Annotated in this window: 22 protein-coding genes, 2 rRNA genes, 1 pseudogene and 1 riboswitch; of the genes and pseudogenes, 8 read left to right on the forward strand and 17 right to left on the reverse strand. The window is 69.7% G+C overall.

Going from position 1 to position 24899, the window contains the following annotated elements; genetic code table 11:
• Positions 1–333 (forward strand): hypothetical protein (locus tag BLT97_RS36565; RefSeq protein WP_218137351.1); only part of this gene is annotated, 333 nt, incomplete at its 5' end.
• Between the two features lie 182 nt (positions 334–515).
• On the opposite strand, the gene BLT97_RS36570 is transcribed toward BLT97_RS36565, so the two are convergent.
• The gene (locus BLT97_RS36570; RefSeq protein ID WP_107407062.1) at positions 516–1112 is read right to left on the reverse strand and encodes a Clp protease N-terminal domain-containing protein; all 597 of its coding nucleotides are present in this window, start codon (positions 1110–1112) and stop codon (positions 516–518) included.
• Positions 1113–1375: 263 nt separating this feature from the next.
• Here BLT97_RS36570 and BLT97_RS36575 point away from each other — a divergent pair, with 263 nt between their 5' ends.
• Both BLT97_RS36575 and BLT97_RS36580 read left to right on the forward strand, forming a co-directional pair.
• Positions 1376–1612, forward strand: a complete 237-nt coding sequence (locus BLT97_RS36575; protein ID WP_107407061.1) for a hypothetical protein — start codon at positions 1376–1378, stop codon at positions 1610–1612.
• A gap of 167 nt (positions 1613–1779) precedes the next feature.
• Complete coding sequence (locus tag BLT97_RS36580) at positions 1780–2208, forward strand: type II toxin-antitoxin system Rv0910 family toxin (RefSeq protein ID WP_093618287.1); 429 nt, start codon at positions 1780–1782, stop codon at positions 2206–2208.
• A 175-nt stretch (positions 2209–2383) separates the two neighbouring features.
• Here BLT97_RS36580 and BLT97_RS36585 read toward each other — a convergent pair whose 3' ends face one another.
• Positions 2384–3100, reverse strand: a complete 717-nt coding sequence (locus BLT97_RS36585; RefSeq protein WP_093618289.1) for a PadR family transcriptional regulator — start codon at positions 3098–3100, stop codon at positions 2384–2386.
• Between the two features lie 349 nt (positions 3101–3449).
• Here BLT97_RS36585 and BLT97_RS36590 point away from each other — a divergent pair, with 349 nt between their 5' ends.
• On the forward strand, positions 3450–4322 hold the full coding sequence (locus tag BLT97_RS36590; RefSeq protein WP_093618291.1) for a PhzF family phenazine biosynthesis protein: 873 nt from the start codon (positions 3450–3452) through the stop codon (positions 4320–4322).
• A gap of 38 nt (positions 4323–4360) precedes the next feature.
• Here the strand turns inward: BLT97_RS36590 and BLT97_RS36595 are convergent, their stop codons facing one another.
• On the reverse strand, positions 4361–5161 hold the full coding sequence (locus BLT97_RS36595; protein WP_093618293.1) for a CPBP family intramembrane glutamic endopeptidase: 801 nt from the start codon (positions 5159–5161) through the stop codon (positions 4361–4363).
• Positions 5162–5333: 172 nt separating this feature from the next.
• Here BLT97_RS36595 and BLT97_RS36600 point away from each other — a divergent pair, with 172 nt between their 5' ends.
• Positions 5334–7118: a substrate-binding and VWA domain-containing protein gene (locus BLT97_RS36600; protein ID WP_176954029.1), complete on the forward strand. Its 1785-nt coding sequence runs from the start codon at positions 5334–5336 to the stop codon at positions 7116–7118.
• A gap of 180 nt (positions 7119–7298) precedes the next feature.
• On the opposite strand, the gene BLT97_RS36605 is transcribed toward BLT97_RS36600, so the two are convergent.
• Positions 7299–8822 carry a glutamate-cysteine ligase family protein gene (locus tag BLT97_RS36605; protein ID WP_093618295.1) on the reverse strand — a complete coding sequence of 508 codons (1524 nt, stop codon included), beginning with the start codon at positions 8820–8822 and terminating at the stop codon, positions 7299–7301.
• Positions 8823–9313: 491 nt separating this feature from the next.
• Here BLT97_RS36605 and BLT97_RS36610 point away from each other — a divergent pair, with 491 nt between their 5' ends.
• Positions 9314–9889: a hypothetical protein gene (locus tag BLT97_RS36610; RefSeq protein ID WP_093618297.1), complete on the forward strand. Its 576-nt coding sequence runs from the start codon at positions 9314–9316 to the stop codon at positions 9887–9889.
• Between the two features lie 369 nt (positions 9890–10258).
• On the forward strand, positions 10259–10465 hold the full coding sequence (locus BLT97_RS36615) for a DUF5999 family protein (protein WP_176954030.1): 207 nt from the start codon (positions 10259–10261) through the stop codon (positions 10463–10465).
• A gap of 105 nt (positions 10466–10570) precedes the next feature.
• On the opposite strand, the gene gcvP is transcribed toward BLT97_RS36615, so the two are convergent.
• Complete coding sequence (gene gcvP, locus BLT97_RS36620; protein WP_093618301.1) at positions 10571–13456, reverse strand: aminomethyl-transferring glycine dehydrogenase; 2886 nt, start codon at positions 13454–13456, stop codon at positions 10571–10573.
• A gap of 194 nt (positions 13457–13650) precedes the next feature.
• A riboswitch (glycine riboswitch) is annotated at positions 13651–13758 on the reverse strand.
• 158 nt (positions 13759–13916) lie between these two features.
• On the opposite strand from gcvP, the gene BLT97_RS36625 reads away from it, so the two are divergent.
• Positions 13917–14285, forward strand: coding sequence for a PRC-barrel domain-containing protein (locus tag BLT97_RS36625; protein ID WP_093618303.1), 369 nt, complete (start codon positions 13917–13919; stop codon positions 14283–14285).
• Positions 14286–14370: 85 nt separating this feature from the next.
• Here BLT97_RS36625 and BLT97_RS36630 read toward each other — a convergent pair.
• From BLT97_RS36630 to BLT97_RS36685, 12 genes and pseudogenes are all read right to left on the reverse strand, one after another.
• A pseudogene (locus tag BLT97_RS36630) lies at positions 14371–15835 on the reverse strand (DNA polymerase IV); the annotation flags it as partial.
• Between the two features lie 102 nt (positions 15836–15937).
• Positions 15938–16585, reverse strand: a complete 648-nt coding sequence (locus tag BLT97_RS36635; protein WP_093618307.1) for a MerR family transcriptional regulator — start codon at positions 16583–16585, stop codon at positions 15938–15940.
• A gap of 171 nt (positions 16586–16756) precedes the next feature.
• Positions 16757–17230, reverse strand: coding sequence for a bifunctional nuclease family protein (locus BLT97_RS36640; RefSeq protein ID WP_006123076.1), 474 nt, complete (start codon positions 17228–17230; stop codon positions 16757–16759).
• A gap of 56 nt (positions 17231–17286) precedes the next feature.
• On the reverse strand, positions 17287–18033 hold the full coding sequence (gene ftsR / locus BLT97_RS36645; protein WP_093618309.1) for a transcriptional regulator FtsR: 747 nt from the start codon (positions 18031–18033) through the stop codon (positions 17287–17289).
• A gap of 17 nt (positions 18034–18050) precedes the next feature.
• A complete protein-coding gene (locus tag BLT97_RS36650; RefSeq protein ID WP_245769751.1) occupies positions 18051–18932 on the reverse strand; it encodes a zinc-ribbon and FHA domain-containing protein in 882 nt (293 codons plus the stop codon).
• Positions 18933–19089: 157 nt separating this feature from the next.
• Positions 19090–19884, reverse strand: coding sequence for a DUF881 domain-containing protein (locus tag BLT97_RS36655; protein WP_093618313.1), 795 nt, complete (start codon positions 19882–19884; stop codon positions 19090–19092).
• A gap of 5 nt (positions 19885–19889) precedes the next feature.
• Positions 19890–20222, reverse strand: a complete 333-nt coding sequence (locus BLT97_RS36660) for a small basic family protein (protein WP_008749169.1) — start codon at positions 20220–20222, stop codon at positions 19890–19892.
• A complete protein-coding gene (locus BLT97_RS36665) occupies positions 20219–21118 on the reverse strand; it encodes a DUF881 domain-containing protein (RefSeq protein WP_093618315.1) in 900 nt (299 codons plus the stop codon). The genes BLT97_RS36660 and BLT97_RS36665 overlap by 4 nt, the downstream gene beginning before the upstream one ends.
• A gap of 88 nt (positions 21119–21206) precedes the next feature.
• Positions 21207–23702 (reverse strand): mannose-1-phosphate guanyltransferase, encoded by a 2496-nt coding sequence (locus tag BLT97_RS36670; RefSeq protein WP_093618317.1) that lies wholly within the window; start codon positions 23700–23702, stop codon positions 21207–21209.
• Positions 23703–23831: 129 nt separating this feature from the next.
• The gene (gene clsA / locus BLT97_RS36675; protein ID WP_093618319.1) at positions 23832–24440 is read right to left on the reverse strand and encodes a cardiolipin synthase ClsA; all 609 of its coding nucleotides are present in this window, start codon (positions 24438–24440) and stop codon (positions 23832–23834) included.
• 147 nt (positions 24441–24587) lie between these two features.
• Positions 24588–24704 (reverse strand): 5S ribosomal RNA (rrf, locus tag BLT97_RS36680).
• An 86-nt stretch (positions 24705–24790) separates the two neighbouring features.
• Positions 24791–24899 (reverse strand): 23S ribosomal RNA (locus BLT97_RS36685); the annotation flags it as partial.

Raw genomic sequence — 24899 nt, forward strand, 5'->3', positions numbered from 1 at the left:
ATCGAGGAACTGGCGGATCATTTCACCGCATTGCGCTCGCGGGGACGGGGTTACGTTGAAGTGCGACGGCCAGGCAGTGAGTTTCCCCTGCTGACTCTGGGCTTCCAGGATAATCACGCAGTGATCCATGTCTTCGGCGACGCCGAGCGGTCGTCCCTCCTCATCGGCGATGGCACCGCCGCATCGGACGCCTCGGTCCACGTGCCGATCATGGACGATCTGGTCGTGTTCAGTGGCGACTTGGCCCTGGACGTCGATCGCGCATGGATCACCGTGCACCACTTCATCAGGACAGGACGGCCCGCCGAACTGGGCGAGTGGCGCGAACTTTAGGCAGCTCACGCCAATCGAGACACCGTTTTAGCAGACGTTGAGCGTCACCACCGATACCCCTGACATCTCGGGGAGCGAGACGGAGGCACGGAGCGCGCCCACCGGAAAGATCCGCCGGAAAGATCCGAACGTCGGCCGGGCCAGCCCTGACGTCTGCCCGGCCAGGCCTGGTCCGGCCCGGCTCACCTCGTGAACGGCTCCCCGCACCCGGAGTCGATCCGGTCCGCCAGGGCCCACGGATCCACGCCGGAGCGACGCAGGATCTCCACGGCCCGGCACTCGGGGTCGCAGGCAAGCGCCGCGAGGAGGTCAAGTCCGTCGGCCGTTTCCCGGCCGCCCTCGTGGGCACGCGACAAGGCGAGATGCAGCGCGGTCAGCGCCGCGGGCGACCAGCCCTCACCTTCCCTGGCGCCGCGATCCCGTACGCCGGGAAAGTCCCGTACGGCCGGAAGCTCCCGTACGACCGGCACGGCACCCGAATCCTCCACGGTGCCCTGCCAGCGCAGGCCGTAGCCGATGGAGCGCTGCACCAGGAGGCCGAGCAGCCGTGCCACGCGCGCGCCGTCACCGAAGACGGCCCGCACCGCGGGGTCGGATTCGAGCAGGGAGTGCAGCAGATGGGCCGTGTCGAGCTGGCGGTCGCCGCCGCGCACCGCCCTGCGCCGCGCACCCGCGAGCACCGACTGGAGCTCGGCGCTGAGCTCGCCGTCGGGTTCGGTACGGGTCGGACCTGGCTGCGGAACGACACCGTCCGCATTCGGCCTGGTAGGGCTGTGCACACCCTCCACCCCATCAGTCCGGTCCGCCCCCGTGCATCCCCGGCGGGAAGCATCTTCGCCTCCGACACAGGGTGGGGATGCCTGTACGGGTTCTCCTCCTTACGGATGAGATCTCCACAGGAGGCAGAGGGGGCGCACGGATCACCACCGCACTCCCCCAGCGCAACCACGGACCGTCCGCCGCACGTCCCTCAGGGAACCCGAGCAGCACCAACAGACCTCTCCGTACTGTCACTTCCGCACGCACCCGGGAAGGAGCCGCCATGCCCCGCGCCACCCGGCCCGTGCATGTGCGCGGCGCCCCGCCCGAGGAGTGCGGCTGCTGGCTGGTCGCGCTGCCGGCCGTGGACGGCAAGCAGTACGTGTACCGCGTCTACGCACCCGAGGACGCCCTGCTCGCCGATCTGTTCTGGGAGGCCTGGCACTGCCATGATGAGGGCCCGCACCCGCGCGCGCTCGACGTCTTCGACGCCGCCGTGATCCGCCGTATCGGCCGCTGAGACCTCACCGGGCGATCCGCCGAACTCCCTGGTCGCGCGCCTGTACACCCCGGCTCCACAATTTCTGACGAGTCGTCAGTCTTGTAACTTCCGGACCGCGCGGCTACGTTCCGCGACACCGCCGCTGCGCCCTACAGCCGCAGCGCCATACGAGAAGGGGTGGTCGCATGGCCGAAGTCAGCGCGGAAGCACGCATCGACGCTCCCGTCGAGAAGGTCTGGGGGAAGCTCACCGACTTCTCCGTGTTCGGCGAGTGGAGCGTGACGCACACCGGGTTCCCGAAGGGGGCGCCGGAATCGCTCAAGCAGGGCGACACGTTCGAGGAGAGCATGAAGCTCATGGGCTTCCCCGCGGACGCGGTGTGGACGGTGGAATCCCTCGAGGAGGGCCGCTCGTTCACCATCCGCGGCAAGGGCCCGATGGGCGTGAACCTCAAGCAGGTCTACGCGCTGACGCCCGACGGCGACGCCACGGTGATGCGGATCGACGGCGAGTTCACGGGCGCGGCCGTGACGCTCATGGCGGGCAAGCTCAAGGACTCGGCCACGGCGGCGCTCAACGAGTCGCTGCGCAAGCTGAGCGCGCTCGTCGTCTGAGACTGCCGCGACACCCCGCCCCGCAGCTCCGCGGAACGACAGCCGCACAGACACGGACAGGCGCCCCACGCGAACTCGCGTGGGGCGCCTGCCGGTTGGCGAGACTCCCGGTGCCGCGCCTCCGCAGCGGAGGCTTCCGCCGGGCGTCAGCCCGTCGAGGGAGCTTCCCTCGGCGTCAGTCCTCGTCGGCGAGGATCAGATACAGCTTCTTGCGGGCCTCGTTGACCACCGCAAGGGCCTTCTCGCGCTGCTCGGCCGAGCCGGTCTTCCAGACCTGGCCGAAGGCCTCCATCAGGCCGACACCGGCCTGCCGGATCTCGTTGACCGTGTCCCAGTCGATGCCGCGGCCGGCATCCTCCCAGGGCGCGTCGGGACCCTCGTCGGCCGCCGTACGGCCGGCCTCGGTGAGCGAGAACAGCTTCTTGCCGCCCTCGGTCTCACTCGCGATCAGGCCCTCGTCCTCGAGCAGTTGCAGGGTCGGGTAGACCGATCCCGGGCTGGGCTTCCACGCCCCGCCGCTGCGCTCGGCGATCTCCTGGATCATCTCGTAACCGTGCATCGGCCGGTCCTTCAAAAGGGCCAGGATCGAGGCGCGCACATCACCGCGCCGCGCCCGGCCACGACCGCCGCCGCGTCCGCGTCCGCCCCAGGGGCCGGGCCCGCCGAAGCCGCGCGGATCGAAGCCGCCGGGGCCGAAGGGGCCGAAGGCCGGCCGGCCCTCGCCGCGCGGGCCCTCGAAGCGGCCGCCTCCGCGGGGGCCGCCGAATCCGGGACCGCCGGGACCGCGCCGGCCGAAGCCTCCGTGGTGCCGGCGTCCCTGCTCGTGCCGCTCGGGACCGAGTTCGGGGCCGTGGTGTCCGTGTCCGTGGTTTCCGTGTACATGGGGTCGCATATCCATCACTTCTCTCGTGGTGTTGTCGTCTGCGTGTGATCGCTCCTCGAATGGGCGCCGATTGCCATACGTCCGGCTACTGGGCCGGGACTCGACTTCCGAAGCTCGGGATGCGCTGTCGGGAGCGCTCGCGATCTTCTATGAACCATCGCGATGTCTCAACGATATATCGCTACCGATCGGATGGCAAGCCCCTTCCGACAGGACGCCTTCCCCTGCCCGCACCCAGGCCGCCGACCTGCACGTTCACTGGAAAGCGGCCCCGCCCTCGCCCCCGCCCTCACCCACCAGTCCAGATCCCCAGAATTGGCCTTGGCCCGCCCCGCGCCGCCCCGCCTACGGTCGGAGCATGCGTATCCGGATCGTCGACGCCTTCACCGACCGCCCCTTCGCCGGCAACCCCGCGGGAGTGCTGCTCCTCGACTCGTTCCCCGAGGACGACTGGCTCCAGAACGTCGCCCTCGAGGTCAACCACGCCGAAACCGCCTTCGCCCACCCGCTTCCCGAAGGCGGCGAGGCCGACTGGGCGCTGCGCTGGTTCACCCCCGCCGCCGAGGTCCGGATGTGCGGCCACGCCACCCTCGCGACCGCCCATGTCCTGCACACCACGGGACGCGCGCACGGCACGATTCGCTTCGCCACCCTCAGCGGGGTGCTCACCGCCACGGCACACCCCGACGGCAGCCTCACGCTCGACTTCCCGACGGCCCCGCTCACGCCCGTCTCCGCCCCCGCGGGCGTGGCGGAGGCGCTGGGCGCCAAGGTCCTGTCCGCGTACGACACCGGCCCCGACGTCGGCGACCTGCTGATCGAACTCGCCGACGAGCGGACGATCCGGTCCTTGACCCCGGACATCCGCGCCCTCGCGCGGTTCTCGGAGCGCGGCATCATCGCGACCGCGGCCGCCGAGAACCCCGGCCGGGCAGCCGAGGACCTCCTCCGGGCCGCCGAGAATCACGGCCAGGCCGCCCAAGAGCCCGACCAGGCCTACGACTTCATCTCCCGCTGCTTCTTCCCGAACGTCGGCATCGACGAGGACCCGGTCACCGGCAGCGCCCACACGGCGCTCGCGCCGTTCTGGTGCGAGCGCCTCGGTCGTACGGAACTCACCGGCCTCCAGGCCTCACGGCGCTCCGGCCGCGTGCGGGTGGCACTTCGAGGCGAGCGAACGCTGCTGACGGGCCGCGCGGTCACCGTCATCGAGGGCGAGCTGCGGGCCTGACCCGCAACCGCCCGGCCCGCCCCTCAGCGCGAATTCGCTCAGGCGGTGGGCAGCCAGCTCACCTTCCCGGCCAGCAGCGCGTATCCGACGAACGCGCCGATATCGAGCAGGGTGTGGGCCACGACCAGCGGCCCCACCCGCCCCCACCGCCGGTACAGGAGCACGAAGACGACGCCCATCACCATGTTCCCGATGAACCCGCCGATGCCCTGGTACAGGTGGTACGAGCCGCGCAGCACCGAACTGGCGGCGAGCGAGCCCATCGGCGAGAACCCCAACTGGTCGAGTCTGCGCAGCAGATACCCGACCACGACCACTTCCTCGAGGATCGAGTTCTGCGCCGCGGACAGGATCAGGACGGGGAACTTCCACCACACGTCCGGCAACGCCTCGGGCACCACAGTGAGGTTGAAGCCGAGGGCACGCGCCAGCAGATAGAAGGCGATGCCCGTCGAGCCGATCCCCGCGGCGATCACCGTGCCACGGGTCAGATCGAAGCCGGGCCGCTTGAGGTCGAAGCCGATCGAACGGGCCCCCGCGCCCTCCCGTACCAGCAGATGAAGCACCAGCGCGACGGGCACCAGAGCGGTACAAATACCGAAAAGCTGCCAGGCGAGATCAAGCCATGGACGCCCGGGCGCCGCCGAGGCGTTGAGCGTGGCCGCCTGGTCCTTGAGTCCGCCCGGCTTGGTCACCGACCCGATAAAGCTGATCAGGGCGGAGACTCCGCTCGCACCGAGCGAGAGCGCGAGCACGAGCAGCGTCTCGTCCCGGAGAATCCTCCGCGAAAGCGGCTCGCTGGGAAAAGAACCGGCCACCAGCCCTGCCTCCACCTGCACACCTGCCTTAGTTGACCAATCACGCCCCACGCACATGCTCGCCCCACTAGGGTCTCGAAAGCAGGTACGAAGACCGTGCGCGACAGGCCAGGGGGACAGTACGCCACGCACCTGTGTCGACCTGACATACCCCCACGCGTCGTGCAGCCGTACGAGGAGGGGCACCAGCGTCATGGGACGTCACAACATGCCGGACCGCAGATCGCGAGCGAGTGCGGCAGGATCGCAGCGCCCGGGTCCGCGCCGCCGCATGGTCGCGATCTCGACAGTGCTGGTCGTCGGTGTCGTCGGCACCGCCGCGTACGCGGTGGGCGGCGACTGGCTGCCCTTCGCCGACAACTGCGCGGACGACGCCGTACGGATCGACGTGGTCGCCGCTCCCGACATGGCCCCCGCGCTGACCGACGCGGCGGACTACGCACGGGACAACGAGATCGTCTCCGACGGCCGCTGCATGGATGTACGGGTGACCTCCCAGGACTCCTCCAAGTTCGCGGAGTACCTGCGCTCGGAGGGCGATCCGGGTCCGTACGAGGTGTGGGTGCCGGACTCCGACCTGTGGGTGGAGCAGGTGCAGCTGCGCGGCGAGGAGAGCCTGCTCACCCCTACCGGCAACATCGCGTCGACGCCGGTCACGATGGGCATGGTGCCGACCGCCGCGAAGAAGCTGGGCTGGCCGAAGAAGACGTACTCCTGGGCGGAGTTGGCGGGCGCGGCCACACAGGGCGACCAGCTCCGGCTCGGCGCCGCCGACCCGGCCCGCAGCGCCACGGGCCTGCTCGCCCTGGCCAAGGTGAGCGCCTCGGCGCAGAAGGCGGGCGGCGCGGAGGCGGAGGCGCAGATCGCGGCCACCGCGAAGATGCTCGCGCAGCGCGTCTCGCCCACCGACGCCCAGGCCCTGGAGACTCTGGCCCGGGACGACTCCGGTACGGAGCAGGGCAACCCGAAGCGCAACCAGGCGGTGATCGTCTCCGAGCAGGCCGCCTTCCAGCACAACGCCTCGGCGGCCGACGCGGGCAAGCTGGAGCTCTTCTATCCGAAGGACGGCACGCCCGAGCTCGACTACCCGTACGCGCTGCTGGACGAGCCGCGGCAGTCCACGGACGAGAGCCGGGCCGCGCTGCGCTTCATGACGCTCCTCGGCGAGGAGCAGGGCGAGCGGATCCTGGCCGAGCACGGCTTCCGCACCGGCCGCAATGCGCCCGCGGGCGGTCTGGTGAAGGCGGCCGGCGGCAGCGAGGCCCAGCCGGTCGCGGACACCGGTGAGGAACTCACCCCGAAGCAGATCCAGGAGACCCTGGGCGTCTGGACGATCACCGTGCAGAGCGCGCGGATCTCCGTCGTGGTGGACGTGTCGGGTTCGATGGCCGAGCTGGTGCCGGGCCGCGGCGCACCACGCATGGAGGTCACCAAGGCCTCGCTCGCCGCGGCCCTCGACACGTTCACGAACGAGGACGAGTTCGGCCTGTGGGAGTTCTCCACCCTCCTCGACGGCAAGCGCGACTACCGCGAGCTGGTCCCCACCGACCGCCTCGGCAAGCAGACGGGGAACGGGGCGACGCAGCGCGAGCGCCTGCGGGCGGCGTTCGCCGCGCTCCAGCCGGTGCCCAACGGCGCGACAGGTCTGTACGACACGACACTCGCCGCGTACAAGCAGGCCCAGAAGACCCATGTGGCCGACAAGTTCAACGCGGTGGTGGTGGTCACCGACGGCGAGAACCAGGACCCCGGCTCGATCAGCCGCAGCGCCCTGATCTCCCAGCTGGAGGGCCTGGTCGACCCCGACCGCCCGGTGCCGATCATCGCCGTCGCGGTCGGCCCCGGCGGCGACCAGCACGAGCTGGACGAGATCGCCAAGGCCACGGGCGGCTCGGGCCACCAGGTCGAGGACCCGGCGCAGATCCCCGAGGTGATCCTCAAGGCGATCACGGCGGCGGCCCAGGCCGCGGCCGGCTGACGCACCCGCTCGCACCGTCGCACACGCCCGTACCCAGGCACACACTCGTACCGACGCACGCGCCTCTTCGCGCCGCACAGCGGGCGGGCCGGTCGCACCCCGGCCCGCCGCCCGCCGCCTCCGCCTCGGTTCACGTTCACGGCGCCCGCACCGCACCCGCGCCCCACGAAGGCGCGCTCCTCAGCCCGGCGCCACCACCGCATCCGGCAGGACACCCACCGGCCAGGTGTGCACCGGCTCGCCCTGGTGCATCAGCTCGCAGTAGCGGCGCGTGGTCGCGGCGAGGGCCGCCTCCCGGTCCAGGCCGCTCTCCAGGGCGCGGTGGTACGTGGCCACCTGCCAGGACGCCCCGTTCACGCGCTGCCTGCACCTCTCCTCGATGACACCGAGGTAGTAGTCGCGGTCCACCGGTGCCACGCCCCACGCGTCGAGCCCGGCGGACGCCAGGGGCAGCAGTTCGTTGCGGACGAGATCGACGGCGGGCACCCGCGCCACACCGCCGAACCGCACCGGGCGCGGCCAGTCGAACTCGGCGTCGATGCCGTACCGGCAGGCGGCGTCGAAGTTGGCGGCGGCCGCCTCGAACGGCAGCCGCGACCACACCGGCCGCGCGTCCTCGGCGAGGGCCCGCACCACGCCGTAGTAGAAGGCCACGTTGGCGATGACATCCGTGACGGTCGGACCGGCCGGCAGCACCCGGTTCTCCACCCGCAGATGCGGTACGCCGTCGGCGATGCCGTAGACGGGCCGGTTCCAGCGGTACACCGTGCCGTTGTGCAGGACGAGTTCGGACAGCGAGGGCACCCCGCCCGCCTCGATCACCCGCAGCGGCTCCTCGTCGTCGCAGATGGGCAGCAGCGCGGGGAAGTAGCGCAGATTCTCCTCGAAGAGGTCGTACGGCTTGCTGATCCACCGCTCGCCGAACCAGGTGCGCGGCCGCACGCCCTGCGCCTGCAGCTCGGGCGGTCGGGTGTCGGTGGCCTGAAGGAACAGGGGCGGCCTGGACTCGCGCCACAGCTCACGCCCGAACAGGAAGGGCGCGTTGGCGCCCACGGCTATCTGCGCCGCGGCCACGGCCTGCGCCGCGTTCCACACGTCGGCGAACCGGCCCGGCGTCACCTGGAGGTGCAACTGGACCGAGGTGCAGGCCGCTTCGGGGGCGATGGAGGCCGAGGTGCAGCTGAGCCGCTCGACCCCCTCGATGTCGAGGTGGAAGTCCTCCCCGCGCGCGGCCACCATCTGGTCGTTGAGCAGCATGTAGCGGTCGACCGCGGACAGGTTCGCGGAGACCAGGTCGTCCTGCCGCAGCGTCGGCAGAATTCCGATCATGACGATCCCGGCCGCCACTTCATTCGCTTTACGGTGCGCATAGTTCAGCCCCGTACGCAGCTCTTCGGCGAGCTGGTCCAGAACGCGTCCGCCGAGCGCATGCGGCTGAATGTTCACCTCGAGATTGAACATGCCGAGTTCGGTCTGGAAATCCTGGCTGGCGATCCGCTCGAGAACTTCAGCATTCATCATTCGCGGCAGACCGTCGGGCCCCGTGAGATTCAGCTCTATCTCCAGACCCATCAGATTACGGGGCCGGTCGAACCGCTTCTCGTCCAGAAGGCGTGCGAGGCCCGCGAGGCACTGCTGCAGCTTTCTGCGGTAGCGCTGCCGATCGGACAGGTCGAACGCTCCCGCCGCGACCTTCTCCCCCATCGAAGTGTCCCCTCCTCGATTGGGCAGTCCACGGCCACTGTGTCACCGGGGATGATGCCCAGGCAATGTGATCGATAACGCCCCGCATCTGCCCACCCGGCTGTACCCTCAATCACATTGACGCGGGGCACATTCACTCGGCATGCGGCACACAGCAGTTGCTGCGGCGCGGGCAGTGGTGGAATAAGCCGACGAGAATCGGCCGTCCGCCCGTACGGACATCGCCGAGGTCAGCGCCGTAATCCCGGCCGGGAATCGGGAGAAATACCGCGGCACGGCGACCGAATACCGCCTTGCCCGCAATACCTGCGACGGCTAGCCGAAACATAGCGAGAACACACGTCGTATAAACTCCGCGGACGAGGCAGAGAGTTGGCGCTCGCGGACTGGAACGTGGTCATCCCCCGCCCCTCTGGCCCCGAGAGCTGACAGCGCCGTCCGCACACACCTGCCCCCGCGCCACCAGCCTGTCTAATGAGAGGCGACCCACCATGCCGCTGCATGTCCCCCCGGCTCCCGCGCCGGCCCTGCGCAGCGTTCTCGCGGCACTCGGTTCTCCCACCGCCGTACGCGAGGCGCGCACCCCGTCCCTGCGCAATGCCCAGGGACCCGTCACTCCCGAACTCCCGCTGCCCGTCCACGTCCTGAACCAGGCCGGCACCCCACGCACCCGCCTGACCGGCTGGCGCTTCCTGCTGCGCAGCGAGGGACGCACGGTGGCCGCCTGCGACACCATGCTGACCGCCGACGGTTGGACCTTCGCGCACTTCTTCGAAGGCCCCTACCTCCCCTCCACCGAGCGCGCCCTGCGCCAGGCGGAGTCCCTGCAGTCGCCCTGCCAGCCGCGTCTGCTCTCGGTGCCCGAGCTGTACATGATGACGCTGTGGCTGCACAGCGACTGCGCCTCGGACGGCACGGAGGGCCGCCTCGAACCCACCGATCTCCTGGTCCCGTTGGCACCCGCCCCGCCCGGCATCGCGGCCCACCGGCCGCATCTCGCGGCGGAGCTCCTGCCGGTCCTGACCCACCGGCTCACGCCGACACCCCTGCTCGACCACGCGGTCTGAGCCTCCGGCCCACCAGCGGCACGTGTGCCTGTGCCCCGCGATCCAGCCGCTCGCGGGGCACACGCATGTCCCGCCCTCGAGCCCTCGTACGCCCTCCACAGTGCGGGCGGTCAACACCGCCCGAGCGGACTAGCCCCTTCGGGCCACCCCGAACCACCCGATGAGACCGCGGAGTTGGACTGAACCGTCCGCACGGGTGATGCGTCACTTCCTGGTGAGGAGCGCTGCCGGTAAATCCCTGCGGAATCGAGCGCGTAGGGCAACACTGGTTCCGGACCGACCTAACGGGGGGCGGCAATGAACACCGCAGCACACCGATCCACCCGCGGGACACACATCACCACTTCGACGCAGCGAAAGAACCCTTCCATGTGCCAGCACCAGCCAGCCTGTCCCACAGCCGACTCAGCCGACCGGGAAGCCGCACTCCTTGTGGCCTTCCACCCGGAGCAGGGCTGGAGCCTGCTGTGCAACGGTGTCCTGCTCTTCGAGGACACCGGTGAGCTGCTGCCGGACGGGCAGATCATCGCCCCGCACCGGCCGCTGGGCACCGACTCGGTGGTCCGCGCGGCCTGACATCCACAGCGGCACACCACCCAGCACGGCCGAGGGCCGGCCCGGAGAGAACCTCTCCGAACCGGCCCTGACGCATGTCCGGCCCTCGCGGGCCGCGGCCATGTCTCAGCTCTCGTACGCGTCCAGCGGCGGGCAGGAGCAGACGAGGTTACGGTCGCCGTACGCCTGGTCGATACGGCGCACCGGCGGCCAGTACTTCTCCGCGGCCACCAGACCGCCCGGGAAGACGGCCTCTTCACGGGTGTACGGGTGCTCCCACTCACCGGCCAGCATCGCCGCGGTGTGCGGGGCGTTGTGCAGCGGGTTGTCCTCGGCCGGCCACTCGCCCGCGGCCACCTTCTCGATCTCGGCGCGGATCGCGATCATCGCGTCGCAGAACCGGTCGAGCTCGCCCAGGTCCTCGCTCTCGGTCGGCTCGATCATCAGCGTGCCGGCCACCGGGAAGGACATCGTCGGCGCGTGGAAGCCGTAGTCGATCAGACGCTTGGCGATGTCGTCCACGCTCACACCGGTCGCCTTGGCGAGCGGCCGGATGTCGATGATGCACTCGTGCGCGACCAGACCGCCCGGGCCGGTGTAGAGCACCGGGTAGTGCGGCTCGAGGCGCTTGGCGATGTAGTTGGCGCCGAGCACCGCGACCTGCGTCGCGCGCTTGAGGCCCTCGCCGCCCATCAGACGTACGTACGCCCACGAGATGGGCAGGATGCCGGCCGAGCCGAAGGGCGCAGCCGAGATCGGACCGACGCCGGTCTCCGGGCCCGCGGCGGGTTGCAGCGGGTGGTTGGGCAGGTGCGGCGCGAGGTGCTCGCGCACCGCGACCGGACCGACGCCCGGACCGCCGCCGCCGTGCGGGATGCAGAAGGTCTTGTGCAGGTTCAGGTGCGAGACGTCGCCGCCGAAGTGGCCCGGCTTGGCCAGGCCCACCAAGGCGTTGAGGTTGGCGCCGTCCACGTAGACCTGGCCGCCGGCTTCGTGCACCTGGGCGCAGATGTCGGCGACGTGCTCCTCGAAGACGCCGTGCGTCGAGGGGTACGTGATCATCAGGACCGCGAGCTCGTCCTTGTACTGCTCGATCTTGGCGCGCAGGTCCGCGACGTCGATCTCGCCGTCGTCGGCGGTCTTCACCACGACCACCTTCATGCCGGCCATGACGGCGCTGGCGGCGTTGGTGCCGTGCGCGGAGGACGGGATGAGGCAGATGGTGCGCTGGTCGTCGCCGTTGGCGCGGTGGTAGCCGCGGACCGCGAGCAGACCGGCGAGCTCGCCCTGCGAACCGGCGTTGGGCTGCAGCGAGACCTTGTCGTAGCCGGTGACCTCGGCCAGGCGCTCCTCGAGCTCACGGATGAGCGTGAGGTAGCCCTGCGCCTGCTCGGCCGGCGCGAAGGGGTGGATCTGGCCGAACTCGGGCCAGGTGACCGGCTCCATCTCGGTGGTCGCGTTCAGCTTCATGGTGCAGGAGCCGAGCGGGATCATGCCGCGGTCGAGCGCGTAGTCCTTGTCCGAGAGCTTGCGCAGGTAGCGCAGCATCGCGGTCTCGGAGCGGTGCTCGTGGAAGACCGGGTGGGTCAGGTACTCGTCGGTGCGAAGGAGACCGGCGGGCAGCGCCTCACCGGCGGTCGAGTCGAGGGCCTCGATGTCGGCCTCGACACCGAACGCGGCCCAGACGGCTGCCAGTTGCGTACGGGTGGTGGTCTCGTCGCAGGACAGGGCGACGTGGTCGGCGTCGACGAGGTGCAGGTTGACCCCGCCCTCGCGCGCGGCGGACACGACCTCGGCGGCGCGGCCGGGCACGCGCAGCGTGAGGGTGTCGAAGTACGACCCGTGCACGACCTCGACCCCGCCGGCCTTCAGGCCCTCGGCGAGGATCGTGGCGTAGCGGTGCGTACGACGCGCGATGTCGGCAAGCCCCTGGGGACCGTGGTAGACGGCGTACATGCCGGCCATGACGGCGAGCAGCACCTGTGCCGTACAGATGTTGCTGGTGGCCTTCTCACGGCGGATGTGCTGCTCACGCGTCTGCAGCGCGAGGCGGTACGCCTTGTTGCCGTCGGCGTCGACGGACACGCCGACCAGACGGCCGGGGAGGCTGCGGGCGAACTTCTCGCGGACCGCCATGTAGCCGGCGTGCGGACCGCCGAAGCCCAGCGGCACACCGAAGCGCTGCGTGGTACCGACGGCGATGTCCGCGCCGAGCTCACCGGGCGAGGTGAGCAGGGTGAGGGCGAGCAGATCGGCGGCGACGGTGACGATCGCCCCGAGCTCGTGCGCCTGCTCGATGACGGGCTTGAGGTCCCGCACGGCACCGGAGGCGCCCGGGTACTGGAGCAGCACGCCGAACACACCGCGCTCGGCGACCTCGGCCGGGATGCCCTGCGAGAGGTCGGCGACGACGACCTCGACCCCGGTCGGCTCGGCACGGGTCTCGATCACGGCGATGGTCTGCGGCAGCGCGTCGGCGTCGACCAGGAAGACACCCTGCTTGACCTTGCCGACGCGGCGCGCGAGCGCCATGGCCTCGGCGGCCGCCGTGCCCTCGTCGAGCAGCGAGGCACCGGAGGTCGGCAGACCGGTCAGATCGGCGACCACGGTCTGGAAGTTGAGCAGCGCCTCGAGCCGGCCCTGCGAGATCTCCGGCTGGTACGGGGTGTACGCCGTGTACCAGGACGGGTTCTCCATGACGTTGCGCAGGATCACCGGCGGCGTGAACGTGCCGTAGTAGCCGAGACCGATCATCGGTGCGAGCACCTGGTTGCGGTCGGCCAACGTGCGCAGTTCCGCGAGGACTTCGGCCTCGGTGCGCCCCTCGGGCAGGTCGAGCGCGTCGGCGCTCTTGATCACGTCGGGCACCGCGGCCGCGGTCAGCTCGTCGAGCGAGCCGTAGCCGACCTGGGCGAGCATCTTGGCGCGGGCCTCGGCGTCGGGGCCGATGTGGCGCTGCTCGAAGGGGATGCCGCGCTCGAGCTCGTGGAGCGGGATGCGGTTGGCGGTCATTACGGAGGCCTCCTGGTCGAATGCGACCTGCGAGGGGTACCACGGCGCGGGTACCCGGACGGCCTCCCCCTCTGTCATCTCAACCTGAGAGTTTCACCGGTCCGTGACACACGACGTACGTGATGCACACGGTCCGGCTTTCACCGTCGGTGAGAGCGGAAGCCGTCGACGCCCGCCCTGCTTTCCAGAGTGACCTCGTCCGTGCGGTACGGGTGCCTGAGAGATTCCGGGGAGGATTTGCTCCTTCGGCGCCTCCGGCCGGCAGTTTCACCGGACTCGAAGAGCTCTCCCGCACGGGGTCAGCAGCCGTCTGCCAGCCTACCAGCGGGCACACAGCTCGATTCCGCCCGTACGGCCCCTTCCTCCCCGAGTGGCCCCGCGCCCGAATGTGCTCTTTCGTAGGGAATCAGGGAATCCGCATGACTTTGCGAACCGGCTTTGCGCACCACGTGGAGGCACCGTGCAGACCGACATCGACCCGCGCAGCCTGATCGGCCGCAAGGCCTTCGACCGCAACGGTGCCCGACTCGGCACCGTGGACGAGGTCTATCTCGACGACGCGACCGGCGTCCCCGAGTGGGCCGCGATACGCACGGGCCTGTTCAGCCGGGACGCCTTCGTGCCGCTGGAGCCCAGTGAGCTGGTCGAGGGCACCCTGCACGTCCCGTACGAGAGATCGCTGATCAAGGACGCCCCCGACTTCGGCGTCGGCCGCCATCTCTCCCCCGAGCAGGAGCTGCAGCTCTACCACCACTACGGCATCTCGCTCACCGACGATGCCCCGCCGCCTGCCGAGGACCGCGACTTCGGCCAGATCGCCGGCGAATAGCCCTCGCGGACACCTCGCACCGACTCAGCGTGCCTGGGCGGGGCGCCCAGCCCGCGGACACCTCGCACCCACTCCCCGTGCCCGGGGCGGACGCCCCGCACCCGCCCGCCGGACACGGGACGCCCCACACCCGCCCGCCGGACACGGGACGCCCCACACCCTCACTCCCCGGACGCCACCAGCGGCAACGGCTCCCCCGGCTCCAGCTCCGGATCGTCGACCCGGAAAGTCTTCACGCGCCCGGGCGCGGACCCCGGTGTCTCGAACCGCACGGTCACCCTTCCGAGCCCGCTGCCCTGCACCCAGCCGGGCCCGTGGACGGCATGCCGCACATCGTGCCCGGCGTACCACCGCCGCTCCGCAGGGGCCGGCTCAGCCGCCTCCGCACCGGCCGGAGGCGGCGTCTCCGCACCCTCCGTGTCCCCGCTCTCCGCCTCGGCCTCCCCGGCCGCGAGCGCCTTCGCCTCGGCCTCGGCGGCCTGCGCCTGGGCGAACAGGTCCTCCTGCGTGTAGTCGGCCAGACCGCTGACCCCCACGCCGAGGAGCCGCACCCCACCGGTCGTGTCCACCGATTCGAGCAGTCGCGCCGCCGCCTCCCGTACGACCGCGGGATCGTCGGTCGGCCCGCGCAGCGTCTCGGACCGCGTGAGGGTCGAGAAGTCGTAGCGCCGCACCTTGAGGACCACCGTGCGCCCCGAGTGGCCCCCGGCCCGCAGCCGCTGCACACAGCGCTCGGCCAGCCGGTCCACCTCGAGGCGGACGCGCACGCGGTCGTGGATGTCCACGTCGAAGGTGTCCTCGACGGACACCGACTTGGTCTCCCGCTCGGCCACCACGGGCCGCTCGTCCACCGCCAGGGCCATCGCGTACAGGTGCCCGCCGTGCGCCTTCCCCAGCAGCCGTACGAGCTCGTCCTGACCGGCCTCGGCGATGTCCCCGACCGTCGTGATGCCGGCCCGCCGCAGATGGTCCCCGGTCGCGGGTCCCACGCCGGGCAGGATCCGCACGGACTTGTCCGCGAGCAGCTCCCGCTCCGTCCCGGGCTCGATCAGGCGCAGCCCGTCGGGTTTGGCCTCCTCGGAGGCGATCTTCGCGAGCATTTTGGACGCGGCGAGCCCCACCGATCCCGTCAGGCCCGTGACGGCCCGTATGTCGGCCCTCAGCTTCTCCCCCACGGCCAGCGCGGACGCGGTGTCCGACGCGACCCCGCCGGCCTCCAGGTCCACGAACGCCTCGTCCAGGCTCAGCGGCTCCACCAGCGGCGACAGCTCCCTGAGCAGCGCCATGACCTGCTCGCTGATGTCCCGGTAGAGACCGAACCTCGGCACCAGGTAGGCGGCATGCGGCGCGAGCCGCCGCGCCTGCCCCATCGGCATCGCCGAGTGCACCCCGAACTTGCGTGCTTCGTACGAAGCGGTGGCCACGACCCCGCGCGGCCCGAGCCCGCCCACGATCACGGCTTTTCCGCGCAGGCTCGGCTTGGCCGCCTGCTCCGCCGAAGCGTAGAAGGCATCCATGTCGAGGTGCAGAATCGTGGGCGCCGCTCTCACAGAACCGATGCTGCCCTACGGCACTGACAACGGCCCCGGAATGCACCGGGGCCGCGCGTCAGAAATCGAAAAGCCGGACCACGGACCGCCAGGAAGCGGGCCTTACACCGCGCGATTGCGCCGCCGCGCCAGCTCATCCGCCGGGTTGTGCCCGATCAGCGTCTCACCGGTGTCGACGCGCTCGCCGTGCAGCTGCGCCAGCGCGGCCTCCACGTCGCGCCAGACGACCCCCACGGCGATCCCGAAGATCCCCTGGCCGCCCTGGAGCAGATCGACGACCTCGTCGGGCGAGGTGCACTCGTACACCGTGGCCCCGTCGCTCATCAGCGTCATCCGGTCGAGGTCCGCGAATCCGCGCTCGCGCAGATGCTGCACGGCCGCGCGGATGTTCTGCAGCGAGACCCCGGTGTCCAGGAACCGCTTCACGATCTTCAGGACGACGACGTCCCTGAAACTGTAGAGCCGCTGCGTCCCCGAGCCGAAGGCGGCGCGCACACTCGGCTCCACCAGGCCCGTCCGCGCCCAGTAGTCCAGCTGCCGGTAGGTGATCCCGGCCGCCGCACAGGCGGTGGGTCCGCGGTAGCCGACCTGTTCGGACGGCGCATCGCTGTTCCCGCGCGCGCCGGCCCCCCGCGCCCCCGCCGGCCGCTGCGCAGCGTGACCGGGCGCGCCACTGTGGAGCGGATACGGACCACCCTCCCCCGGACTGCGTCCAGGGGCACCCCCAGCCGTACCGTCGCTGCTTCTCACGTCGGCCTCCGTCCTTGACCTGCCTTCTCGACGGTAGGCAGTACCCAGGAGCACGTCAACGAACGCCACACTCGGCACGCCGAGTGATAATCACCCGAAGTGTGGTTTGCCCCGCCGCGCGGCGTGGAAAGGCTAGCCGAATGCCCTCCAGCGGCTCGGGAACCGACGGCGTCACTGACTGTTGGTCCCGAAGTCCTCGGGCGAGATCTGGTCGAGGAACTCGCGGAACTTCTCGACCTCGTCCTCCTGCTCGTCGGGAATGGCGATCCCGGCGTCGTCGAGGACTCCGTCACTGCCGTAGATCGGCGTTCCCGTGCGCAGGGCCAGCGCTATGGCGTCCGACGGACGCGCACTGACCTCGACCCCGCTCGCGAAGACCAGCTCTGCGTAGAAGACACCTTCCCGAAGGTCGGTGATGCGCACTTCTGTGAGCTCCTGGCCCACGGCTTCGAGCACGTCCTTGAACAGGTCGTGCGTCAGCGGCCGTGCGGGGGCCATGCCCTGCTGTGCGAAGGCGATCGCGGTCGCCTCCCCCGGTCCGATCCAGATGGGGAGGTAGCGATCGCCGCCCACTTCACGCAGGAGCACGATCGGTTGGTTGGAGGGCATTTCGACCCGGACACCGACAACGTCGAGCTCATTCACACAGCAACCCTAGGACCTGGCCGCCCGGTTTGGGTAGTCGGGCTCCCCCTCAGCCCCTACGGGCGTACCCTGAGCGCTGACTGCACGAGGGCCGCATGGAGCTTGATCGTGAGCGCCGCCAGCTCCTTCGTACGGGCTTCGGCATGGGTCCTGGTCTGCGGATTCCGGTGCCTGCGCAGCGGAGCGACCACCTGGTCCACCAGTCCGGCCTCGCGCTCGGCGGAGGCTTTCATGGCCCGCAGATGCCGTGGCTCGATCCCGGAACTTCCCAGTTCGACGACCAGCTGTGCGATCTGCACGCTCTCGGCCTCGTAGTCGCCTTCGGCCGAGGGCGTGATGAGCCCGTACGACTCCCACTCGTCGAGCTGCTCGGCCTCGACGCCGGCGGCCGCGAGCAGCGTGGCCCGGCTGATCCGGCCCACGGTCGACGGCTCCCTCGGCAGCTCGAAGCCCTCCGAGAGGTCCGATTCCGCGCTGCGCTGCTGCCCCAGCGGGACCACCGGCTGTTCACCGCGCTCCACGGCATCCAGATGCTCGCGGATGACCTTCAGCGGCAGATAGTGGTCGCGCTGCATCCGCAGCACCTGGGCGAGGCGCTCTACGTCCCCGGAACTGAACTTCCGATAGCCGGACGGGGTGCGCTGCGGCTCGACGAGCCCCTCGGACTCCAGGAAACGGATCTTGGAGATGGAGACCTCGGGAAACTCCTCGCGCAGCAGGTTCAGCACCTGTCCGATGCTGACGAGCCCGCCGTCCGCGGTGGCGGTGCCGCCGCCGGCACCGCCCCTCGGTGTGTGAAGCATGGGCCTTCCCTGGAAGGTCAGATGGCCCGCTGGCTCGCGTAGAAGACCAGGCGGTACTTGCCGATCTGCACCTCGTCCCCGTTGGAGAGCTGCACCGCGTCGATGCGCTCACGGTTGACATAGGTGCCGTTGAGGCTGCCCACGTCGGAGACGGTGAAGATCCCGTCCGCGCCGCGGCGGAACTCCACATGACGGCGGGACACGGTCACGTCGTCGAGGAAGATGTCGCTCTGCGGATGACGGCCGGCCGTGGTCAGCTCACCGTCCAGCAGGAAGCGGCTGCCCGAGTTGGGGCCGCGCCGCACGACGAGCAGTGCCGAACCGAGCGGAAGCGCGTCGACGGCGGCCTGGGCCTCCGGAGACAGGCCCGGCGTCGGGGTCTGCCCCGTCACCTCCGCCTCGTACGCCTCGAGTCCCGAGATCGAGATCGTCGAGGTCGTCTCGGAGGGCCGCTCGCCGCCTGCGGCCCGCAGGGGCGCACCGCAGTTGGAGCAGAACCGGCTGGCCTCGGCGTTCCGGTTGCCGCACCTCGTACACACCAGGGCCGACATGGACGGATCCTCCTGCCGCGGGTGCCCCGCGGGGGCGTGGGACGCATACGGGCCGGCGCCGAACTCTCCACCCGTACTTGAGGTTGATGGTTCCGTGAAACCTATGCCGCCGGACACGGCAGGGTCAACAGAAGACGCGCCCGGAGCGCCCGAAATGTCACCGCCGGGGCCGCCCACCTGATCGCGGAACAGCGGCCGTTCGCCACCCTGGCCCTCGGGCTCGGCGTGGCGCGGAGCCCGGTGCCGGGCGGCATTGTTGCCGTCCTCGCGCGAGCTCTTGCCGAACAACTTCTGAAACAACTTCACGGGCGATTCCCCTTGACCGAAACAGACCCGCCCGTGGGGCAGGACGAACCCTGGCTGCTCACACCGGCGTACACCGGTGACGCAGACACCTTCTCAACGTCCGCAACCTCCGGACAGTTTCCACCACGCGACACCCTTCCGGTGCGCCGACCCCCCGCAACCTCCTGCCCTCGCCGACGGCCTGTGACACACACGCGGCTCACTGGGAGGACGACCGAGCGTAGTCAGGACGATTCACCCGTCGCAAGGCATCCACGACGATCTTCTCGCCGCGCGTCACTTCCACCGTGGCCTGCTCCTTCTCCAGCGTCTGCACGACACCTCCGGGGATGTTCAGAGCCGGTTCGAGATCCTGCGCCTTGCCGATGACCTTGAAGCGGTACGGCGCGGTGATCGCGCGTCCGTCGACCTCGACACCGTCCGATCCGTCCGTGAGGTAGGTGTTGGCCACCACCCGCACATCGTTGATCTGGATCGCCTCGGCGCCCGCGGCACGCAGCTCCTGGATCGCGTCGAGCAGCATGTCCGCCTCGACCGCACCCTTGCCGTCGGTGACGGTCACGGTGATCCCGGGGCCTTCGGCCGCCACCGTCCCTGCGAGTACCCCGAGTTGCCGCTCCTTCTCCAGTGTCTGCTTGCGCGCCTCTTCGGCCTGATCCGAGCTGTTCTCCAGCTCGGTCCGCTGGTCGTCCAGGCGCTGCTTCTCGTCTTCTAGACGTTGTGTGCGGTCATCCAGTTCATCGAGGATGCGCACAAGATCTTCCTGACGCGCTCCGCGCAGCGCGCTGCTCTCGCTGTTCGACCGCACCTGGATGGCGAGTCCGAGACCGAGCACGAACAGCAGCAGCGCCACGATCAGCTGCGCCCGCGACGCCTTGGGCGGCCACAGGCTGCGCAACAGCCGCTGCCGGCCGGTCAGTTCGGGTTCGGACGTGGCGTCCGGCGCGGGAGTTGCGTCCGGTACGGGAGTTGCGTGGGTCTCGTCGGAACTCATCGGCCTCACGCCCGGAACACGTGGCGGCGGATGGCCGCGGCGTTGGAGAAGATCCGGATGCCGAGCACCACGACCACACCGGTCGACAACTGCGCGCCCACGCCCAGCTTGTCGCCGAGGAACACGATCAGCGCGGCGACCACGACGTTCGACAGGAACGACACCACGAACACCTTGTCGTCGAAGATGCCGTCGAGCATCGCGCGGAGCCCTCCGAACACCGCGTCGAGCGCGGCGACCACCGCGATCGGGAGATACGGCTCGACCACTGCGGGCACCTCGGGCCGGACGAAGAGTCCGACGACGACGCCCACGACGAGGCCCAGTACGGCGATCACGATGTGCCCTTCCCTGCTTTCGGCTCTGCGGTTCGTACGATCAGGCTCGGCGCAGCCGGCAGCCGCAGTTCTTCCTCTACGGAGATGTCCGCCCTGATGCCGAAGTTCTCCTTCAGCGCGTGCAGGTAGAGCCCGTCCGCACTGTCCTGGAACTTGGTGCTCAGCTGTTTGCCGTCACCGATGGCGAGGACCGTGTAGGGGGGCGCGAGCGGCTTGTTGTCGACCAGTATCGCGTCGCCGGCCGCCCTGATCGCGGACAGGGCGGTCAGCCGCTGCCCGTTGATCGAGATCGCCTCGGCGCCGGACGCCCAGAGGCCGTTGACGACCTGCTGCATGTCGCGGTCGCGCACCCGGCCGTTGTCCGAGAAGCCCGTCTCGCCCCGCGGCCCGTCGCCGCCCCCACTGCCGCCGCCGGCATCGTCCACGACGAGCTTCACGCCGGGACCGGTCACTTCGGTGTCCCCTGCGAGCAGCGACACCAACTCGCCCTGGTCGCTGCCGTCTTCGTCGAGCGCGCGGCTGCGGCGCTGCTCCACGTCCTGCCGCAGTTCGTCGACGTCGTCCTCGAGGCGGTCGGCGGCGGCCGACTCGCGCTCGATCCGGTCGATCAGCTCCTGCCGCTCCTTGGCGATCACGGGAGCGGCCACCCGCGCCTGCGCCGCGCCCACGGTGACCACCAGGGCGGCGAGCACGAGTCCCGCCGCGAGGCCCAGCTTGGCCCGCAACGTACGGGGCAGTCCGCCCTCGCCCTGGGCCTGCTTGCGGGCGGCCGCCTCGGCGTAACCGTCGTCGAGGCTGTGGTCCATCACATTGGTGAGCAGCGACATCGAAGCGTCAAGGCGCGGGGGGCGCGAATCGGTGCTCCGAACGGGGGGCTGCTGCGGCATGCCGCACATCGTCGCACGTCGCGCCCCGTACCTCCGAATGGCCCCACCGGCGCGCCGGACTGCGGCTGATCTGCCACAGTCCGGCGCGCGGCGAAGATCAGCGCCCGGCGCTGTCCACGACCGCCGACCACTCGTCGAGGAGTGCCTGCGCGGAGGCGTCGTCGGGGCCTTCGGCCCACAGATGCGTGACCGCCTCCGCCGGGTCGGGCAGGACCATCACCCAGCGCCCGTCCGCCTCGACCACCCGCACACCGTCCGTGGTGTCCACGGACCGGTCACCCGCGGCCTCCACGACCCGCCGCATCACGAGCCCCTTGACCGCCCACGGGGTCGCGAGATCCCGCTTCAGGACGTGGGCCCGCGGGATACGGGCATCGATCTGGCTGAGCGTGAGCTGCGTACGCGCCACCAGACCGATCAGCCGCACGAACGCGGCCGTACCGTCGAAGACGCTGCTGAACTCCGGCACGATGAAGCCGCCACGGCCGTCACCGCCGAAGATCGTCGCCTCACCGCCGCCGACCCGCGTGAGGTCGTCGGGCGACGTGGTCGTCCAGTCCACCTGGGTGCCGTGATACGCGGCCACCTGCTCGGCGATACGGGTCGTCGTCACCGGCAGCGCCACCCGGCCGCTGCGCCGCTCGGCCGCCACGAGGTCGAGCATCACGAGCAGCGCCCGGTCGTCCTCGACGATCCGCCCCTTCTCGTCGACGAGCGACAGCCGTTCGCCGACCGGGTCGAACCGGACGCCGAAGGCCGCCCGCGCCGAGGCCACGATCTCCCCGAGCCGCATCAGCCCCGACCGGCGCGCATCCGCGGTCTCGGTGGGCCTGGACTCGTCGAGACCGGGGTTGATGGTCAGGGCATCGACGCCCAGCCGCCCCAGGAGACTGGGCAGTACGAGCCCCGCGCTGCCGTTCGACGCGTCGACCACGACCTTGAGCCCGGACTCCTCGACCCCGGTCGTATCGACGTTGCGCAGCAGAGAGCCCGTGTACGAGTCGTAGACGCTCGACGGGAAGTGCAGATCACCGATCTCCCCCGGGAACGCCCGTCGGTACTCCTGACGTGCGTAGACGCGATCCAGCTTGCGCTGTCCCGCCTGGGAGAGGTCCGCTCCGCGCCCGTCGAAGAACATGATGTCGACGGAGTCCGGCACCCCTGGTGTCGTCCGGATCATGATCCCGCCGGCGCTGCCGCGTGCGGTCTGCTGCCTGGCCACCGGCAGCGGCACGTTCTCCAGGTCGCGTACGTCGATGGCGCTGGCCTGCAACGCGGAGATCACCGCACGCTTCAGCGCCCTCGCGCCTCGCGAGTGGTCGCGCGCGGTGGTGACGGTGGAGCCCTTCTTGAGCGTGGTGGCGTACGCGCCGGCCAGGCGCACCGCCAGCTCGGGAGTGATCTCGACATTGAGGATGCCGGACACACCGCGGGCGCCGAACAAGTGGGCCTGACCGCGGGACTCCCAGATCACCGAAGTGTTGACGAACGCGCCGGCTTCGACTGTCTTGAACGGGTAGACCCGGACGTTCCCCTGAACAATCGATTCCTCACCGACGAGGCACTCGTCGCCGATGACGGCCCCGTCCTCGATCCGCGCGGCCCGCATCACATCGGTGTTCTTCCCGGCGACGCAGCCCCGCAGATTGCTGTGCGGCCCGATGTACACGTTGTCGTGGACGACGGCGCGATGGAGGAAGGCCCCGCTCTTCACGACCACGTTGGATCCGATGACGGTGTGCTCGCGGATCTCCACACCGGCTTCGATCTTTGCGTAGTCGCCGATGAACAGCGGACCGCGCAGCACGGCGTCCGGGTGCACCTCGGCGCCCTCCGCCACCCATACGCCCGGGGAGATCTCGAAGCCGTCGATCTCCACGTCGACCTTGCCCTCGAGCACGTCGGCCTGCGCCTTGACGTAGCTCTCGTGGGTGCCGACGTCCTCCCAGTAGCCCTCGGCGACAAACCCGTAGATGGGCTTGCCCTCCTTCATGAGCTGCGGGAAGACATCGCCCGACCAGTCGACCGGCACATCCGGATCGACATAGTCGAACACCTCGGGCTCCATCACGTAGATGCCCGTGTTCACCGTGTCCGAGAAGACCTGCCCCCAGGTCGGCTTCTCGAGGAAGCGCTCGACCTTGCCCTCCTCATCGACGATGGTGATGCCGAATTCAAGAGGATTGGGCACCCGCGTCAGACACACGGTGACAAGCGCACCCTTTTCCTTGTGGAAATTGATGAGCTCGGTGAGGTCGAAGTCAGTGAGCGCGTCACCGGAGATGACCAGGAATGCGTCATCCTTCAGGGCGTCCTCGGCGTTCTTGACACTCCCCGCCGTGCCGAGTGGCTTCTCCTCATTGGCATAGGTGAGCTCCATTCCGAGCTCTTCCCCGTCACCGAAGTAATTCCGCACCAATGAGGCGAGGAATTGCACGGTGACGACGGTTTCGTTCAGCCCATGCCGCTTGAGCAGCCGTAGCACGTGCTCCATGATGGGCCGGTTGGCCACAGGCAGAAGCGGCTTGGGCATGCTCGAGGTCATGGGGCGAAGGCGTGTGCCTTCGCCTCCGGCCATCACGACGGCCTTCATGTCGGAAGCGTCCTCCTTGAAGAGACGACGGTCTAACCGACTCAGCCCATCCGCAAACGACCACTCAGGTCGGTCGGACGCAGTGCGGGCGCTCCAGCCGCTGCACAGCGCCACCGGAATCCGGCGGGCTCAGTCGGCCCTGGCGTCCGCCCGGACGAGCCGGCGGACCTGAACCACATAGAGGATCCCTGCCCACCAGTAGAGGGTTGTACCCCACCCTGCGAACGCCCATCCGAAAATAGCAGCGAGAGTCCCTAGCCAGCCACTTGTATCGCTGAGCAGCAACAACGGGAAGGCATACATCAGGTTGAACGTGGCTGCCTTCCCGAGGAAGTTCACCTGCGGCGGCGGATAGCCGTGCCGGCGGAGGATTCCCACCATCACCAGCAGGACCGCTTCGCGCGCGAGCAGCACCAAAGTCAGCCACAGCGGCAGAATCTCGCGCCAGGTGAGCCCGACCAATGTCGACAGGATGTACAGACGGTCGGCGGCAGGATCGAGCAGCCGGCCGAGATTGCTGATCTGATTCCAGCGCCGCGCGAGCTTCCCGTCGAGATAGTCGCTGATACCGCTGAGCATCAGGACGATCAGGGCCCAGACGTCACTGTTGGGACCACCGAAGACGGGCCTGAGGATCAACCACAGGAAGAGAGGTACGCCGAGCAGCCTCGCCATGCTGAGGATGTTCGGGATGGTGAAGACCCGGTCGGTCTGCACACGGGTTTCCTGGACCTCCACCTCGGGGGCCTCCTGTGGGAACGTTCCTACGATGCCCCATGACCTTACCCTCCGTGGCGGCGGCCGGCGGCCAGGGGGTGGGCCGAAGGAGCCCGAAACGCAGAAAACCCCCGCACCAAAAATGGTGCGGGGGTTTTCCCAATTCAAGTTCGGCGGCGTCCTACTCTCCCACAGGGTCCCCCCTGCAGTACCATCGGCGCTGTGAGGCTTAGCTTCCGGGTTCGGAATGTAACCGGGCGTTTCCCTCACGCTATGACCACCGAAACACTATGAAACTGACAACCGCACCGTCGTGTGGCACAACGGGGTTGTTCGTGGTTTCAGAACCAACACAGTGGACGCGAGCAACTGAGGACAAGCCCTCGGCCTATTAGTACCGGTCAGCTCCACCCCTTACAGGGCTTCCACATCCGGCCTATCAACCCAGTCGTCTACTGGGAGCCTTAACCCCTCGAGGGG

The sequence above is a fragment of the Streptomyces indicus genome, from assembly GCF_900100315.1.
GTDB classification, from domain to species: domain Bacteria; phylum Actinomycetota; class Actinomycetes; order Streptomycetales; family Streptomycetaceae; genus Streptomyces; species Streptomyces indicus.

Bases quoted from the DNA above. Each gene is read 5' to 3' on its own strand.
- BLT97_RS36575 (WP_107407061.1), top strand. From the start codon at position 1,376: ATGCCCCGCGCCACCCGGCCCGTGCATGTGCGCGGCGCCCCGCCCGAG.
- BLT97_RS36580 (WP_093618287.1), top strand. From the start codon at position 1,780: ATGGCCGAAGTCAGCGCGGAAGCACGCATCGACGCTCCCGTCGAGAAG.
- BLT97_RS36585 (WP_093618289.1), bottom strand. From the start codon at position 3,100: ATGCGACCCCATGTACACGGAAACCACGGACACGGACACCACGGCCCC.
- BLT97_RS36590 (WP_093618291.1), top strand. From the start codon at position 3,450: ATGCGTATCCGGATCGTCGACGCCTTCACCGACCGCCCCTTCGCCGGC.
- BLT97_RS36600 (WP_176954029.1), top strand. From the start codon at position 5,334: ATGGGACGTCACAACATGCCGGACCGCAGATCGCGAGCGAGTGCGGCA.
- BLT97_RS36605 (WP_093618295.1), bottom strand. From the start codon at position 8,822: ATGGGGGAGAAGGTCGCGGCGGGAGCGTTCGACCTGTCCGATCGGCAG.
- BLT97_RS36610 (WP_093618297.1), top strand. From the start codon at position 9,314: ATGCCGCTGCATGTCCCCCCGGCTCCCGCGCCGGCCCTGCGCAGCGTT.
- BLT97_RS36615 (WP_176954030.1), top strand. From the start codon at position 10,259: ATGTGCCAGCACCAGCCAGCCTGTCCCACAGCCGACTCAGCCGACCGG.
- gcvP (WP_093618301.1), bottom strand. From the start codon at position 13,456: ATGACCGCCAACCGCATCCCGCTCCACGAGCTCGAGCGCGGCATCCCC.
- ftsR (WP_093618309.1), bottom strand. From the start codon at position 18,033: ATGCTTCACACACCGAGGGGCGGTGCCGGCGGCGGCACCGCCACCGCG.
- BLT97_RS36655 (WP_093618313.1), bottom strand. From the start codon at position 19,884: ATGAGTTCCGACGAGACCCACGCAACTCCCGTACCGGACGCAACTCCC.
- BLT97_RS36665 (WP_093618315.1), bottom strand. From the start codon at position 21,118: ATGTGCGGCATGCCGCAGCAGCCCCCCGTTCGGAGCACCGATTCGCGC.
- BLT97_RS36670 (WP_093618317.1), bottom strand. From the start codon at position 23,702: ATGAAGGCCGTCGTGATGGCCGGAGGCGAAGGCACACGCCTTCGCCCC.